Source organism: Leeia speluncae, assembly GCF_020564625.1.
Classification (GTDB): Bacteria; Pseudomonadota; Gammaproteobacteria; order Burkholderiales; family Leeiaceae; genus Leeia; species Leeia speluncae.
Map to the genome: position 1 here is coordinate 112,062 of NZ_JAJBZT010000001.1, position 14,712 is coordinate 126,773.

Sequence of the window (14,712 nt, forward strand, 5' to 3'; positions counted from 1 at the left end):
TACATTTCTTAGCATATTCGCATGAATAAATGCATTTATCCTGCTGATTTATAAAGAACATAGTCATAAACAGCTATTTCCCTATACCTGATTTTTTAGAAAAATCAATCTTGCGAATTAATTTTTCTAGCACTAGAATTGGTGCAGTCTTAAAGAATAAACACTAGATGTAGTGGTTATTCACAAATTATCCACAGCTTGTTCACAGAACTATCCACGTTCAGTAGAACAACTGATTTACCCCGCTTACATTGGAGGCCATGCATGCAAACTGTTGCTGAACCTACGCTGCCAGAAACCAACTCTTTTGGACTGGATCATCAGGATCAGGGCACCTATGCCAATTACAAAATCATTCGTCGTAATGGTTCTGTGGTTGCATTCGAACCCGTAAAGATCTCTGTCGCGATGACCAAGGCGTTTATCGCGGTACATGGCAGCCAAGCCGCAGCAAGTTCACGTGTGCGTGAAACCATTGAAACACTGACCCAAAATGTAGTGAACGCATGCGTTCGCCGCAAACCAGAGGGCGGTGCGATTCATATTGAAGACGTACAAGACCAAGTTGAACTCGCTTTAATGCGTTCTGGTGATCACGATGTAGCACGTGCCTACGTGCTTTACCGTGAAGAACGTAACCGTGAGCGTCATGCGCAAGGTGCGCCAGAACACCACTTAGCAATTAATGTGATTGCTGAAAATGGTTCTTCTAGCCCACTAGACATGAAAAAACTGCGCGACTTGTTCGAGTCTGCCGCAAAAGGCTATGAATCGATTGTTGATATCGATCACCTACTCGCTGAAACCCTGAAAAACCTATACGACGGCGTACCAGCAGAAGAAGTACGTAAGTCTACTATCCTTGCCGCTCGCGCAATGATTGAGCAAGACCCAGCGTACAACTTTGTGACTGCTCGCTTGCTACTAAATACCATTCGCCGTGAAATCATGGGCGAAGAGCTTAGCCAACAAGAAATGGCTGAGCGTTATGCAGATTACTTCCCACGTTTCATCAAAAAGGGTATCGAAGCCGATATTCTGGATTCGAAACTAGCGCAGTTCGATTTGCAAAAACTAGCTGCCGCACTAGATGCAGACCGCGATTACCAATTCGGTTACCTAGGCTTACAAACCCTGTACGACCGCTACTTCTTGCACGTACACGGTACACGTATCGAAATGCCACAGGCATTCTTTATGCGTGTCGCGATGGGCATGGCGTTAAACGAGATCGATCGTGAAACCCGTGCGATCGAGTTCTACCAAGTGTTGTCTAGCTTTGACTTCATGTCATCTACACCAACCTTGTTTAACTCTGGCACCTTGCATAGCCAATTGTCTTCTTGCTACTTAACTACCATTGCAGATGACCTAGACGGCATCTACGAAGGGATTAAAGAAAACGCCTTGCTATCTAAATACGCTGGCGGCTTGGGTAACGACTGGACACCAGTACGTGCACTAGGTAGCCATATCAAAGGTACAAATGGTAAATCACAAGGCGTGGTGCCATTCCTAAAAGTGGTGAACGACACGGCCGTTGCGGTTAACCAGGGTGGTAAGCGTAAGGGTGCTGTATGTGCCTACCTAGAAACTTGGCACGCAGACATCGAAGAATTCCTAGAGTTGCGTAAGAACACCGGTGATGACCGTCGCCGTACGCACGACATGAACACCGCAAACTGGATTCCAGACTTGTTCATGAAGCGTGTGATGGAAGGCGCAGACTGGACACTATTTAGCCCATCTGAAGTACCAGATCTACATGATCTATACGGTAAAGCATTTGAAGCCGCATACACCCGTTACGAAGCGAAAGCAGAACGTGGCGAAATGCGTCTTTCTAAGAAAGTGCCAGCACTAAGCCTATGGCGCAAAATGCTGACCATGCTGTTTGAAACAGGCCACCCATGGATTACCTTCAAAGACCCATGTAACTTGCGTAGCCCACAGCAGCATTCTGGCGTGGTTCACAGCTCTAACCTGTGTACAGAAATTACACTAAACACCAACGACAACGAAATTGCGGTGTGTAACCTAGGTTCGATCAACCTAGTGGCTCACCTAAAAGACGATGGCAATGGTGGCAAGGTGCTCGATACCGAAAAACTAAAACGCACCGTGAAAATCGCGATGCGTATGCTAGACAACGTGATCGACATCAACTTCTACCCAGTGAAGAAAGCACGCAACTCAAACTTGCGTCATCGTCCAGTGGGTATGGGTATCATGGGCTTCCAAGATTGCTTGCACGAACTACGTATTCCTTACGGTAGCGAAGCTGCGATGGAATTTGCTGATCGCTCTATGGAACACGTTGCGTTCCACGCATACTGGGCTTCTTCAGAGCTAGCAGAAGAGCGTGGCCGTTACCACACCTTCAAAGGTAGCTTGTGGGATCGAGGCATTCTGCCAATCGACTCTATCGAGTTGCTAGCAGAATCACGCGGCGAATACCTGAAAATGGATCGCAGCACCACGCTAGATTGGGCATCACTACGTAGCCGTATCCAAGAGTACGGTATGCGTAACTCAAACTGCTTGGCGATTGCCCCAACAGCGACAATTGCTAACATTATTGGTGTATCGGCTTCTATCGAGCCTACTTACCAAAACTTGTTTGTGAAATCAAACTTGTCTGGTGAGTTCACCGTGGTGAACGACTACTTGGTACGTGAACTAAAAGCACGTGGCTTGTGGGACGAAGTCATGGTTAGCGACTTGAAATATTTCGATGGTTCGCTAGGCCGTATCGACCGTGTACCACAAGACTTGCGTGACTTGTACGCGACCGCGTTTGAACTAGATCCACGCTGGTTAGTAGAAGCGGCTTCTCGCCGTCAGAAATGGATTGACCAAGGTCAGTCACTCAACCTGTATGTTGCAGGCGCATCTGGTAAGAAACTAGATGACCTATACAAACTAGCTTGGGTGAAAGGTATTAAGACGACTTACTATCTACGTACCTTGGCAGCGACTTCAGCAGAGAAATCTACTGGCCGTGGTGGTGAACTGAATGCCGTACCAGTCAGTGGTGGCGTATCTGCTGCCGCAGAAGCAGCAACGGCACTCGCCGCTGCAGCCGCAGTAGAACCAGCAAGTGATGTGAAGTTCTGCAGCATCGACAATCCAGATTGCGAAAGCTGCCAGTGAACTGATCGCCCGGAAACAGAAGGGGAGGCCGAGCCTCCCTGTCTGGAAGCGGAGCCAGTAGCGGAAAACTTGCTGCCTGTTGAAGTACTTGATGTAACCGAAGCGAACGAGATGCCCGTCATCACAGACGAAGCATCCGAAACGGCAGAGGAAACGCCAGATAATCAGACAGAAGCAGCAGCTGAGGTACCGGTCGTAAATGAAGTGATCGAAGCGTTGGTAGAAACAACGGTTGCTATCAACCAAGCATCAGATTATTTACAAACCGAAGCGATAGCAGAAGTCATTTCGCAAACCGCCCAACCAGACAATGAGCAAGCCCCTCCTAACCCTCGTATTGCCCCTTGGTGGCAACGATGGTGGACATGGTTCAGGCGTTGAGAAGTAAAGGCAGCTTCGGCTGCCAATTCGGTTGCATGCCTTTCACAGCAAATGGGCAACCTTGTGAGTCGCTAGTCAGTGTGTCTCACTAAACATTAACCCTATGTGAAATCGGAATTTATCGGCAGGGCTGCTAGTCAAAGTAGTAGCTGCCGAACGCAAAATATTAGGAGTATCACACCATGCTAAGCTGGGACGACGAAATCAAACCCCAAACCCAACCTGCTGCAGCGCCATCTGCGCCAGCTTTGAAAGATCCTGCGCCAGTTTACGCAGCCTCTGCAGCACAACAACAAGCTAGTAGCATGGTGTCTGCTAGTACCAATCGTATTAACGTGGTCGACAAACGTATCATCAACGGCATGACCGACGTTAACCAGCTAGTTCCATTCAAATACAAATGGGCATGGGAAAAATACCTAGCGACTTGTGCAAACCACTGGATGCCACAAGAAGTGAACATGCAGCGTGACATCGAGCTATGGAAAGACCCTAACGGTCTGACAGAAGACGAACGCCGTTTGGTGAAACGTAACCTAGGCTTCTTCGTGACTGCAGATAGCTTGGCAGCAAACAACATTGTGTTGGGTACATACCGCCAAATTACTGCACCAGAATGCCGTCAATTCTTGTTACGCCAAGCGTTTGAAGAAGCGATTCACACTCACGCTTACCAATACATTGTTGAAAGCTTGGGTTTGGATGAAGGCGAAGTGTTTAACGCTTACCACGAGATCAAATCGATCCGTGATAAAGATGAATTCTTGATCCCGTTCATCGATGCGCTAACTAACCCAGAATTCAAAACCGGTACGCCAGAAACCGACCAGCAATTGCTCAAATCGCTGATCGTGTTTGCCTGCATTATGGAAGGCTTGTTCTTCTACGTTGGTTTCGTGCAAATCTTGGCGCTTGGCCGCCAAAACAAAATGACTGGTGCCGCAGAACAGTACCAATACATCTTGCGTGACGAATCCATGCACTGCAACTTTGGTATCGACTTGATCAACACCATCAAGCTAGAAAACCCACACTTGTGGACTGATAGCTTCAAAGGTGAACTAGAAGACCTATTCCGCAAGGCTGTAGACCTAGAATACGCCTACGCCGAAGACACCATGCCACGTGGCGTGTTGGGTCTAAACGCTAGCATGTTTAAAGAATACCTACGCTTCATTGCCAACCGCCGTATGCAGCAGATCGGCCTAGAGCCAATGTTCCCAGGCGTAAACAACCCATTCCCATGGATGTCTGAAATGATCGACTTGAAGAAAGAGAAGAACTTCTTCGAAACGCGCGTGACAGAGTACCAGACCGGCGGCGCGTTGAACTGGGAGTAGGTCTTCATCGAACGACCGATAAGTTTGCAAAAACGTCAAACAAATTTGCAGTGAGAACTGCTTGAAAACAGGTTTAGAGGTACTTCGGGCCACTGAAGGTCTCTGAACCTGTAGATTCAATAACTCCATTCGGTACCAAAAACTCTAGCTCTAACCTCGAGAGCCTCCTCTCCTATGTCTAGTCAAATGGAAAAAATACTTGGTGGTCCGATTGGATTTGAGAAGGTAATACCAGGAACAGTTGTCAGGGAAGGAAAGGAGATTGTTTACTTCTCCGACGACGGCACATCGGATTTCCTCACTCAGTTCAATAGACTAACAAAAGATGTTAGCCCACGACATGCGAAGCAAGGGGGGAGGACATCGCAAGGTTGCCGTCTTTGGTTGCCAGATGGAACCCTCTTTCATCCAGTCGGCTACCACGGGGACGTTGATGGGTGGCGCAAGGACATTGAGTGTGGTGCGCGCCAACTTAATTTGCTGCTTGCAAGAGTAGATGGTGATCGGATCGTTGTTTCAGATGGACGATCATTTGCTTTAGCCGACTGCAAAGTTGCGTTTGATTGATATTGCCATCGCCTTTGCGGGCGGAGCAACTTAATAAATTGTGCCAAATCGTAGCGCTTGGACGGATCTAGTTCTAGTCGGCAACAAGCCCATAGGGGAGATACCCTGGATCAAGAAGCTCTTAGGAAAAGCGCAGAGAATCTAGAGTTGCTACTTCAGCGATATGCGGCTCTTAGTGATGACGCAGCTCTGTTGTTGGCTGCTTTGCGCAGACTCTTGCTTGATGCGAAGACAGGCGCGATAAGTTCGCCTGTCGATTGGCAAGCTGTGCCGGGCGACTATTTATTCGACGAAGGGCAGTTGCGTAAATACCTAGGTCTTGAAAGTGCTTACGCTAGATTCAAAATCGAAATAACAGGGGGTGAAACTCCTGCGTTAAGGATGTTTCGGGAGCAGATGGAGGTCGGGAAACTGGAGCGATAGAGAGTGTTACGGGTTCACGATCTGCTGTTTAACTGACAACTGGACGTAACCTGTGTAGCTTCAATACGTCAACGCAACGCCTTATCAATAATCTGTTGCGGTGTTTTCATTGTTATAGCGAGGGAGGATTGGCCAATGTACGATGAGGTGTTATCGCTGGAGACTTTGAAGGTCGCTGCGAAATAATGGGCTGACAACAAAACTGGAGTTTGAGCCTCTGTACTTAATTAGCAACTTGTTCCTGTTTTTCCCTTAAAGACCTATCACACTTCCTACGACTTCTAGTCGATGCTCGTTTCCATTTTCTCTGACAATCCCAAGCGAATTCCCACGTTGTTTTAGCGAGTCAGCAACGGCTAGTAGCGCAAACGCCTTACGCATGGCCTCTGCTTTGGTGATGCCGTTCCGGTTGGCTATGTCTGTTAGCTTTTGATCAATCTCATGAGATAAATTGATAGTCAGTCTACTCATGTCATTCTCCAAATGAACGTTGTCTATCTGCAATATTACTGTATTTCATGTGAGAGGCACCAAGTCAGTGAGGGACTGCCGGTCGATGTACGATAAGGATGACTCTGTGGTGACGTAGGGCGTTGCAACGAAATAGCCGACAAGCGGAAGCGAGAACTTGAGAAATGAACTTCTAACGCTGAAAGAGTTCAAGTTTTTTATTAAATAATAAAATTATTTAATCTATATTATCAATTATCAAAATCATCTACATCAGCTAGCTGTAGCAAAGCAAAAATGTATCCAAGGCGATGCTGCTGCGTGCAAATTGAGAAATCAGCTAGTTACTCTAGATATAGCACGAGACAAAGCTATTGATGACTTTATCCAGACATGCAAACCAGACGACTGTCGGTCTATGCAAGAATTTCTAGGAAAAATAATCATCCAAGAACAACGAATTGCAGGCTTGCAGGCTAAGGGCGCAACGGGGTGTTCGGTGGTAATGGCTGGATGTACTCCGGAAATGTACGATCAATTGTTACAGGAGCAAAAATCAGCCTTAGAAGCCACAAAAGGTGAACTGGCTACACTTTACAAATAACTAAATAATGTATCCTACGAGTATAAAATCGGCGAAGAACCCCTTGTTAATCTGGGTGACAAGGTTACCGAGTTTATCATGTCAGGTGGGGCAACTAGTATTGTTCTCAAGCTTGCTCAGAAAGGTTTGGTCAGCGAATTATTTTTGATCGAGACAGGATTGAGCTCAAGGGCAATAGGTGGTAGTACGAATATTACACCATCCATAGGTAAGACATCTGTCTACGTGTCGTACATAGAGGATGGTACGATTCAATTTATAGGTATTACTGATGATTTGCCATCAAGAGCAGTGGCACGCCTCTCACAGAAAGGTATTTCTATTTCTGCAATTCCAGGTCTGCAGAATATATCAAGGGCAGATGCTCGGGCTGTCGAACAAACGCTAATTGAATATTATGGGCTAGGTAAAAATGGTGGAGCATTGCTTAACAAGATAAATAGTATTGCTGTTACAAATCCAATTTATAGTAATTCAATACAGCGAGGTCGAGCGTTGTTAAGATCAATCGGTTATCAATGGTTTTAGACATGTTAAAAGCAGGCGATACATTTTCAATTGAAACTGATTCAGGGGTCGGTTACTTTCAGTTTATTAAAATTAACAAAACATATGGCAGCTTAATTCGCGTCGTGCCAGGTGTATTTCCTTTTGATGATTGTTTTTCTCCTGATCGTTTACAAGTTGAAAGTAATTTTTGGTGCTTTTTCCCTGTTTCAGCTTGCTTGAAAAAAAATCTTATAAGTAAAGTTGGATGTTATCCAATTCCTGAACATGCTGTAGTACCATTTTTCAGGCATGGAGTTGTAAATCAATCTACCAAAAAGGTGGATACTTGGTGGCTTTGGAATGGAGAGCAAGAGTGGATGGTTGGTGAGTTAAATAATGAGCAAAGGAGACTTCCTATTCTGGGTGTTTGGAATGATTCTCTTTTGAGAAACAGGCTTGAGGCCGGCTGGCTTCCTGAGCTGGATATCTGGTGAAGTTAATCAGTTGTAAAGACAGGCGCTATTTCTGGTGTGCGGGTGCTTGGGCTAACTCAAACCACCCTCCTTGGGGGGGGGCTCTTAATCGCATCATGCGACGCCCAGAAAACAACGTTGCCGACAATTACCGTGTGTTGCTTGCAAAAAATAGCCCTAACATGGTTCTCAACCTCGCTCCTTTCAGTCGCTGGAAGCTGCGCGATAAGGCCGCGCAGCGCCGGTTAGCCCTGGGTTAGGCCATGCAGAACAAGTGTAAATCCACGCGACGGAAGATCCCAGGCAAGGAAGTGTGGTCCGGATACGAAACCGATCTCGACGTTCCCTATCTACACAAGTGATTCTTCGGAAAGTCCATTGATGAAGTCATCCAGTACTTTCGATGCAATTTCATTGAGCGCATGGACGAACTTCTGCATGCCCCAAGCCTGTCTTCCAGTACTACGTCCACGCTTTTGGTCAGTACTTGATGTCCCCCGACGCCAAGGGCGAATCTGCAATTTATTGGCACATAAATAAAAAGTGGATCTAGGCAAGTTTCCTTGCTTAGGTCCACTCACCTAAAGGGTTGTTTTTTGCGGTTGGGTTCTAGAGAAATCGTTTGCTTTCGGTATTCTCTTCTTCCATTAATGAATGTGGTGAACTCTAGCGCTTAATTAAACCTTAAATCTACCTACTAGGGCCTTTAGGTTATCTGCCAGCGTTTCTAATCTGGCAGCATTTCCATGAGCATGTTCAGAAACTTCTGCGACCCGATTCGCCTCCTCGTGTAATTGCCCCATATTATGGTCAATATTATTTGCAGCTTGATTTTGCTCTTGGGCTGCAGTGGCAATTCGAATGTTCATATCTCGAATGTGTGCAACGGCTTCTAGGATTTCCCCAAAGTTTGAGGTGACTTTTTCAATAGATGAAAAGACTGTGTCAGAGGTTTCACGGCTTGCGCTCATGGTTATTACAACCTGCTGTGTGCCACTGGTTAAGCGATCAAGCATCGTTTTAATTTCTAGCGTAGAAGAGGCGGTACGTTCAGCTAATTTACGAACCTCATCAGCTACTACCGCAAAACCTCTTCCTTGTTCTCCTGCTCTTGCTGCTTCAATGGCGGCATTAAGCGCTAGTAAATTGGTTTGTTCAGCTAAATTCTGGATAGTACCTAGAATTTGTGAAATGTCTTGGCTGTTTTGATCTAGACGACTAATCACATCCGCTGCTTGTCGAATCTCTTGGTTGAGTCGACTGACTTGTGACACTGCATTTCCGATGAGCGCTTCACCTGCGTGAGCATATTGGCTGCCACTATCCGCCGCACTTGCCGCTTGATTACACGCCTGTGCCACGTCATGAGATGATGAGGCGACTTCATGGCAGGCCGACTTGGTTTGATCTACTGCGGCGCTTTGGCGTCTGGCATTGTTCGCCATATCACCCGAAACTTTAGATGTATCGGCAGAAACTTGTTTGACTTCACTAGCCGTTTGACTAATTTGACTAACGAGCGTGCGAATAGATGCTAGAAACTGATTAAACAGTGATGCAAGTTCTGCTGTTTCATCGTTACCTTTTACAGGAAGGGTTTTGGTCAGGTCTCCCTCTCCCTGAGCCATTTCTCGAAGCCCCTGTGATACGCGCTGAATAGGTTTAACAATCAACCCTGCAAATCCATAGCCAGCAAGTCCAAACAGGATGGCTAGTACAGCCGTTGCAACTAGCATGATCAATGTGACTTTGTTTGCGGCCGCATACACTTCACTCTCTTTGGTGAGGCCGATAAAACGCCATCCTAACTTAGGTGATTGATAGATATTCGCCATATAGGCAGTGCCATCAATTTCAACATGTTCCAAATTTGTGGTGCTATTAGCTAACACTTGATAGGCGCCACCAAGTTCGGCTAGCTTTTTAAAGTTACTAGCAGGTTTAGATGGATCTACTAGAACTGTGCCGCTGTTCTCCACCATCATCAAATAACCGCTGTCTCCAATCTTGATGCGCTTTACCACATCGGTCAGTTTCTTCATGGAGACATCAATGCCAATCGCTCCAGAGTTTGTACCTAATGTCGTATCCAGGCTCTGGACTGTACTTACAATCACTGCATCGTCAGGAGCCCAATAATACGCCTCTGTCATTACTAGCTTGCCAGGCTCTTTCATTGCACTCTCATACCAAGGCCGTTTGCGCGGGTCATAGTTCTTCATGACTTTACCTTTGGGCCACTGAATGAATCCACCCTCTTTATTACCGGTATAGATATATGCATAGGCCGGATGGGTGCTGCCGAACTGGTCGAATAGTTTAAATATGTCACTCTCAACGCCGCCATTGGTGTCAGGCGTCATTTCATTTCCGGGGTTGTCTAAATACTTCGTTACCGACCCATCCATCGAATGGACATTGGGGTGTTTAGCAAAGAAACGAACATTTTCCCCTATATCATTAAAGTACTGAGTAAAAGCGGTATCAACTTGTCGGATTTCTCTTGTGCTAGAGTCCACAAAATTGTCGATGGCTTGTTGGCGCAGACTCGAAATTGCAAAGCCAGAAATGAGTAGTACAGGTAAAGTAGCGATTCCAACGAAACAAATTGCTAGGCGAGTTTTAATTTTCATGTGTGCCTCCTCTGTGAAACTTCGTGTCTCTCAAACGACTGCCGAAATTGCTCAAACACCCTGAGATGTAGTCAGATTGTAGTCTGAATAGATGCAGCCGTCAGTACGAAGAGTTTAAAAGCAAACGAGAAATGTGACTGGTAAATATTCGTATATTTTTTTTCAATTTTAGTATGGCTGAAATCTTTAAAATATGTGTTTTAGTTGCCGAGGCTCTATGGCCCACTGCAAACTAATGAACGCTGTAGAAATCACTTATGCTATTGATTAATAAATGATTTAAGAATTTTTGCCTGAAATGAAGGCGAACGGCTTAACGTGATCCATAAACTTCCTTCATCCTCCTATTGGCTCTACGTATTCGGGAAGGTAGATGCATTGCTTTCAGGCTGCCGCCGATTGAAATTCTGGGTTGTAACTTAGATAAGTGAAAAGGGGTTTCTGAGAGTAGAAGCCCCTTTTTATTTTAAGCGTCAATAAATACTGAGGTACTGTTCTTACTTGCCAGAGCGGCAATGGAGAAGAATTGTTTTAACTCGAATATAGTTTGATCATCATCTTCATGTGGAGTGTTGGACAAGTCATCTATGTTTTCTTCATTTTCATCTAAAACGCCGAGAAAATATGCACTTAATTTGGTGTGCGATGGAGGAAGGTCACCTAGCGTAAATAGCATATGAAAAATTTGGCTTGATGTGATTGTTCTCTTCCAAACTTTAAATCGAGGCCAGTGGCGTTTAACTGATGACGCTGATTCAAATAAAGCTCCACGCTTCCTTGATTCATCAACTTCTACACCATCGTAGTGAAAATCACTTAGCGCTTTTAATAACTTTAATCCGCGTTTGGTGTTTAGATCTGATGGTAGTTTAGAAACTAGCCACTCTTCCGCCTTTTGTGAGATAGGATAGTGAATACTACCTCCACAACCAAAATCTGTTGATCGAACATTCCACTTACAGTTAGTGCAATGTTTTGCAAGCTCTTCTAATGGAGCAGCTTCCGCAAGACAGTCCGATATTTTCATCTCAACCACGGTATAGTTGCCTGGTTCTCCAACGGCCATTAAGAAGCTCCACTCGCTTTCTGGTTTGTTTCGTGTTTCCTCTGTTGGATTATTCCTCATTAAATTTAGCGTATGCAAACCTCGAGACTTCGCATTCTCCATTCGAAGAAGATCTTCATTGGAAACGGCTTCTCTCACCTTGCAAGGAAAAGACCCATAGTAAGCTATTGTCATTTTATTGCTGTCCTGTTGAGTTTTAATGTGAATGGCAAATTCATGAATGGTAAAAGTTTATTGGTAACTGAGAGCATGACCAGCGATTGAGAAGATGAATCTAGGTAAGCCTAATAAAAGTATTGAGTGACTTGCCCGGTTGTATGAAATTGGCCATCCCTAATCTAAATGGCCAATTTCATTAGGTTGCTTTCTCAAGCTTCCCAGTTCTATCAATACTCTGACGAAATCTCCGGGCACTTCACTTTGTTGGCGGGTTTCACTTCTTTGGCTTGAAAACTGCTATCTAACATCCACGCACTAGTTCGGTGGCTTTGCATGTTATTGCCTTGTTGGCGAGAGACGTTAATTGCAATCACGTTGTTTAATTTGCCAGATGTGCAGCCAGCCTGAAACAAGATGCCTTCATTTGCTGCTAGCTTAGGTAGCGGAATATTCACCATGTTTACAGGTGATTTGGCCTGATCATTTGCAGACATGGCGGCGTAGTTGCTGCTGACATCAATAATGAAAGCTGCTTGCGCATACTTTTCGATTTGCGCTAGCTTTGGGTCTCCCGCCATTGGTTTGGCCATGGCGGTGATATTTTTACCTGCAACGGTAAAGACTTGCAGGTCCATCCAGTGGTTGAGTAACTCTTTACGGCTAGGTAGGTTTCCAGTTGTCGCTGCGCTGGCGGTAGTTTTGCTGTTGCTGCTTTCGTTTGCTGCGCTGTCTGCCCCATTTGCCGGTTTGTAGAGGCCATCAAATGGAACGTCGCCCCATGAGCCGCTACATCCTTCTACGTGTAGCTTCATGCCGCCAGAGGCGCGTTTTAGGGTCATGCTGCAGCGGCCTTCGCTAAAATCCCAACCACCAGGCGCATCTGCCAATTTACCTTCGCCTGATCCACTGCGTAGATTGCCTGCTTTCCCTTTTTGCATCACTTCTAAGGTGAATTTTCCATTTGGTTGAATGGTTAATTCCCGTTCAAATTGTTGATCGGTTCCGCTATAAACACCCTGTTTTGGATAAGGCGAATATTCTGCGGCATTTGCAAGGCTAGCAAATGCAGCGCTGAGGATGACCGTAATGGCAATGGATTTCATGTTGTTCTCAATTGTTGTGGTTTTATGCAGAAAGCATTCTACCTTACAATCAATTGGCATATTGACAAATATTTACAAGTGGAGGGTGACTACTATTTGTGATCGTACACATTGGGATTGTCGTATTCACAAACACCGTCGATTTTTTGGAAATGAAATACTAGAGTTCATCATTTAGCTTACGAAAAACATGTATCAAAAAAGTGTAAATTGCTTGTTACATTTTCTATTGAATCTTTACAGTTTCATTCCCCATGGTTTGTCTACGGTTGTTAAACCCCGCTCGTTTTATAGAATAAGTAGGTAAATATCGTGCCTGCTACATTCGGTAAAACAAGGGGAAATGCCATGAAAATTCGTCAATTATCTGTGATTGTGCTAGGTCTATTAACTGCGTCTGCCATGGTGTCTGTAAATGCGGCAGATGGTCAGTGGGCCAAAAAGCATCCTCGTCGTGCAGAAGTGAATGCGCAGTTGAAAGAACAAAATAAGGCGATTCACCACGAAGTAAAAACTGGTGAAATGACGAAGGTAAAAGCCAAGAAATTACATCAACAAAACCACCATATTCGTAAAGAAGAACAGGCAATGGCAAAAGTAAATGGTGGGCATATTACAAAGGCTCAGCAAAAAGTTTTACATCACCAAGCGAACAAAGTGCAGAAAAAAATCTCTTAACAAGGGTGATTTAACGATGTAGTGGATTTTCTTCTACGCAACCGATGTCCCAAACTGACTTCGGTTGCGAATGCGGTGAGGTATAAAAATGAAAATGGATGATTTATTTACAAACGCAAATTTAAGCGACCGAGCAAAAGCGGCGATTGCATTACAAGTACCAGATAGCGGAGAGGCGTGGTTGGATGACATGATTCGCCAAGCGATCATTAAAGAAACAGCCAAAGAAGCGATGCAGGCATTTATTAGCAAAAACGATACGGGGCTAAGCATTAACACAGAGAAGGTGTTGGTAAAGTCTTTTCAGATTGCGGATGCGTTTTTGCAGCAGTTTGAGAAGAAGCGGTTGGGTTAATCGATTTCTATTTGGTTTATTTCAACGCCGCAATCTGTGGCATTACGCTCACTTTCTTTCTTCCTGCGCTAGTCTGGCGTTGGCATTTTTGCAGTATGCTACTGCCACTTGTATGGTGCTTGGCATGACGTGGAAGAAGGGATTATTAATATGCCTGTCAATGCAGATGCTGTAAGAATGTATCCTATGTGGATGCGTAGTCACCCTCGTTTAATGATTGCCATTGCAATCGCCTTTTTAGCTTACTTTCTAGCGCCTGTGGGTTGGGTGGTGAATGGCGTCACACGCTGGATAATTGCGTGGAATATTGGTGCGGTGTTATATCTGCTGCTTGCTTTGCAGATGATGTTTGCGTCTACGCATGAAAAAATGCGCCAGCGTGCAATTAGAGAAGATGATGGGCGATTTTGGGTGCTATTGCTGGTGGTGGTGTCCGCTTTAACATGCATTGGCGCCATCTTTGCCGAGCTGGCGGTAGTCAAAGATTTGCATGGGGTAGATCGGGTGGCCCATATTGCACTGGCCGCGCTGACGATTGCATCGTCTTGGTTTTTTACCCAGACGATGTTCGCACTTCATTGCGCACATGATTTTTATTTAGCGACTAGCCGTAGTCATCAGGGCGGTTTAATTTTTCCTGGCGATCAACCGCCTGACTATAGCGATTTTTTCTATTTTTCGTGTGTCATTGGCACATCTGGTCAAACGGCCGATGTGAGTTTTAGCAGCCGATCTATGCGAAGAATCGGCGCTATTCACTGTATATTGGCGTTCTTTTTTAATACGACGGTGATTGCACTGACCATTAATATTGCGTCTAGTTTGGTATAAGCCTTTT

14 protein-coding genes are annotated in these 14,712 nt (G+C 45.2%); 10 read left to right on the forward strand and 4 right to left on the reverse strand.

Annotated features, from left to right (window positions below; genetic code table 11):
* Positions 1–264 precede the first annotated feature (264 nt).
* From LIN78_RS00495 to LIN78_RS00510, 4 genes are all read left to right on the forward strand, one after another.
* Positions 265–3,153: a ribonucleoside-diphosphate reductase subunit alpha gene (locus LIN78_RS00495; protein ID WP_227177411.1), complete on the forward strand. Its 2,889-nt coding sequence runs from the start codon at positions 265–267 to the stop codon at positions 3,151–3,153.
* Positions 3,154–3,222: 69 nt separating this feature from the next.
* Positions 3,223–3,534 (forward strand): hypothetical protein, encoded by a 312-nt coding sequence (locus LIN78_RS00500; RefSeq protein ID WP_227177413.1) that lies wholly within the window; start codon positions 3,223–3,225, stop codon positions 3,532–3,534.
* Between the two features lie 182 nt (positions 3,535–3,716).
* Positions 3,717–4,874, forward strand: a complete 1,158-nt coding sequence (locus LIN78_RS00505) for a ribonucleotide-diphosphate reductase subunit beta (RefSeq protein WP_227177415.1) — start codon at positions 3,717–3,719, stop codon at positions 4,872–4,874.
* A 174-nt stretch (positions 4,875–5,048) separates the two neighbouring features.
* Positions 5,049–5,441: a hypothetical protein gene (locus tag LIN78_RS00510; RefSeq protein ID WP_227177417.1), complete on the forward strand. Its 393-nt coding sequence runs from the start codon at positions 5,049–5,051 to the stop codon at positions 5,439–5,441.
* Positions 5,442–6,116: 675 nt separating this feature from the next.
* Here LIN78_RS00510 and LIN78_RS00515 read toward each other — a convergent pair.
* Positions 6,117–6,335, reverse strand: a complete 219-nt coding sequence (locus LIN78_RS00515) for a hypothetical protein (protein ID WP_227177418.1) — start codon at positions 6,333–6,335, stop codon at positions 6,117–6,119.
* 229 nt (positions 6,336–6,564) lie between these two features.
* Between LIN78_RS00515 and LIN78_RS18470 the strand changes: the two genes are divergently transcribed.
* The 3 genes from LIN78_RS18470 to LIN78_RS00530 all read left to right on the forward strand — a co-directional run bounded on the left by LIN78_RS18470 (position 6,565) and on the right by LIN78_RS00530 (position 7,901).
* Positions 6,565–6,918: a DUF6862 domain-containing protein gene (locus tag LIN78_RS18470; protein WP_505744252.1), complete on the forward strand. Its 354-nt coding sequence runs from the start codon at positions 6,565–6,567 to the stop codon at positions 6,916–6,918.
* Between the two features lie 78 nt (positions 6,919–6,996).
* The gene (locus tag LIN78_RS00525) at positions 6,997–7,446 is read left to right on the forward strand and encodes a hypothetical protein (protein ID WP_227177422.1); all 450 of its coding nucleotides are present in this window, start codon (positions 6,997–6,999) and stop codon (positions 7,444–7,446) included.
* A gap of 2 nt (positions 7,447–7,448) precedes the next feature.
* Entirely contained in the window at positions 7,449–7,901 is a 453-nt protein-coding gene (locus tag LIN78_RS00530; RefSeq protein ID WP_227177424.1) for a hypothetical protein, read from the forward strand.
* Positions 7,902–8,557: 656 nt separating this feature from the next.
* Here LIN78_RS00530 and LIN78_RS00535 read toward each other — a convergent pair.
* The 3 genes from LIN78_RS00535 to LIN78_RS00545 all read right to left on the reverse strand — a co-directional run bounded on the left by LIN78_RS00535 (position 8,558) and on the right by LIN78_RS00545 (position 12,841).
* Positions 8,558–10,513, reverse strand: a complete 1,956-nt coding sequence (locus tag LIN78_RS00535) for a methyl-accepting chemotaxis protein (RefSeq protein WP_227177426.1) — start codon at positions 10,511–10,513, stop codon at positions 8,558–8,560.
* Between the two features lie 466 nt (positions 10,514–10,979).
* Complete coding sequence (locus tag LIN78_RS00540; RefSeq protein ID WP_227177428.1) at positions 10,980–11,753, reverse strand: hypothetical protein; 774 nt, start codon at positions 11,751–11,753, stop codon at positions 10,980–10,982.
* 212 nt (positions 11,754–11,965) lie between these two features.
* Positions 11,966–12,841 carry a hypothetical protein gene (locus LIN78_RS00545; protein ID WP_227177430.1) on the reverse strand — a complete coding sequence of 292 codons (876 nt, stop codon included), beginning with the start codon at positions 12,839–12,841 and terminating at the stop codon, positions 11,966–11,968.
* Positions 12,842–13,189: 348 nt separating this feature from the next.
* Here LIN78_RS00545 and LIN78_RS00550 point away from each other — a divergent pair, with 348 nt between their 5' ends.
* The 3 genes from LIN78_RS00550 to LIN78_RS00560 all read left to right on the forward strand — a co-directional run bounded on the left by LIN78_RS00550 (position 13,190) and on the right by LIN78_RS00560 (position 14,705).
* Positions 13,190–13,519: a hypothetical protein gene (locus tag LIN78_RS00550; protein WP_227177432.1), complete on the forward strand. Its 330-nt coding sequence runs from the start codon at positions 13,190–13,192 to the stop codon at positions 13,517–13,519.
* Positions 13,520–13,607: 88 nt separating this feature from the next.
* A complete protein-coding gene (locus tag LIN78_RS00555) occupies positions 13,608–13,874 on the forward strand; it encodes a hypothetical protein (protein WP_227177434.1) in 267 nt (88 codons plus the stop codon).
* Positions 13,875–14,024: 150 nt separating this feature from the next.
* The gene (locus tag LIN78_RS00560; RefSeq protein ID WP_227177436.1) at positions 14,025–14,705 is read left to right on the forward strand and encodes a DUF1345 domain-containing protein; all 681 of its coding nucleotides are present in this window, start codon (positions 14,025–14,027) and stop codon (positions 14,703–14,705) included.
* Positions 14,706–14,712: the final 7 nt, after the last annotated feature.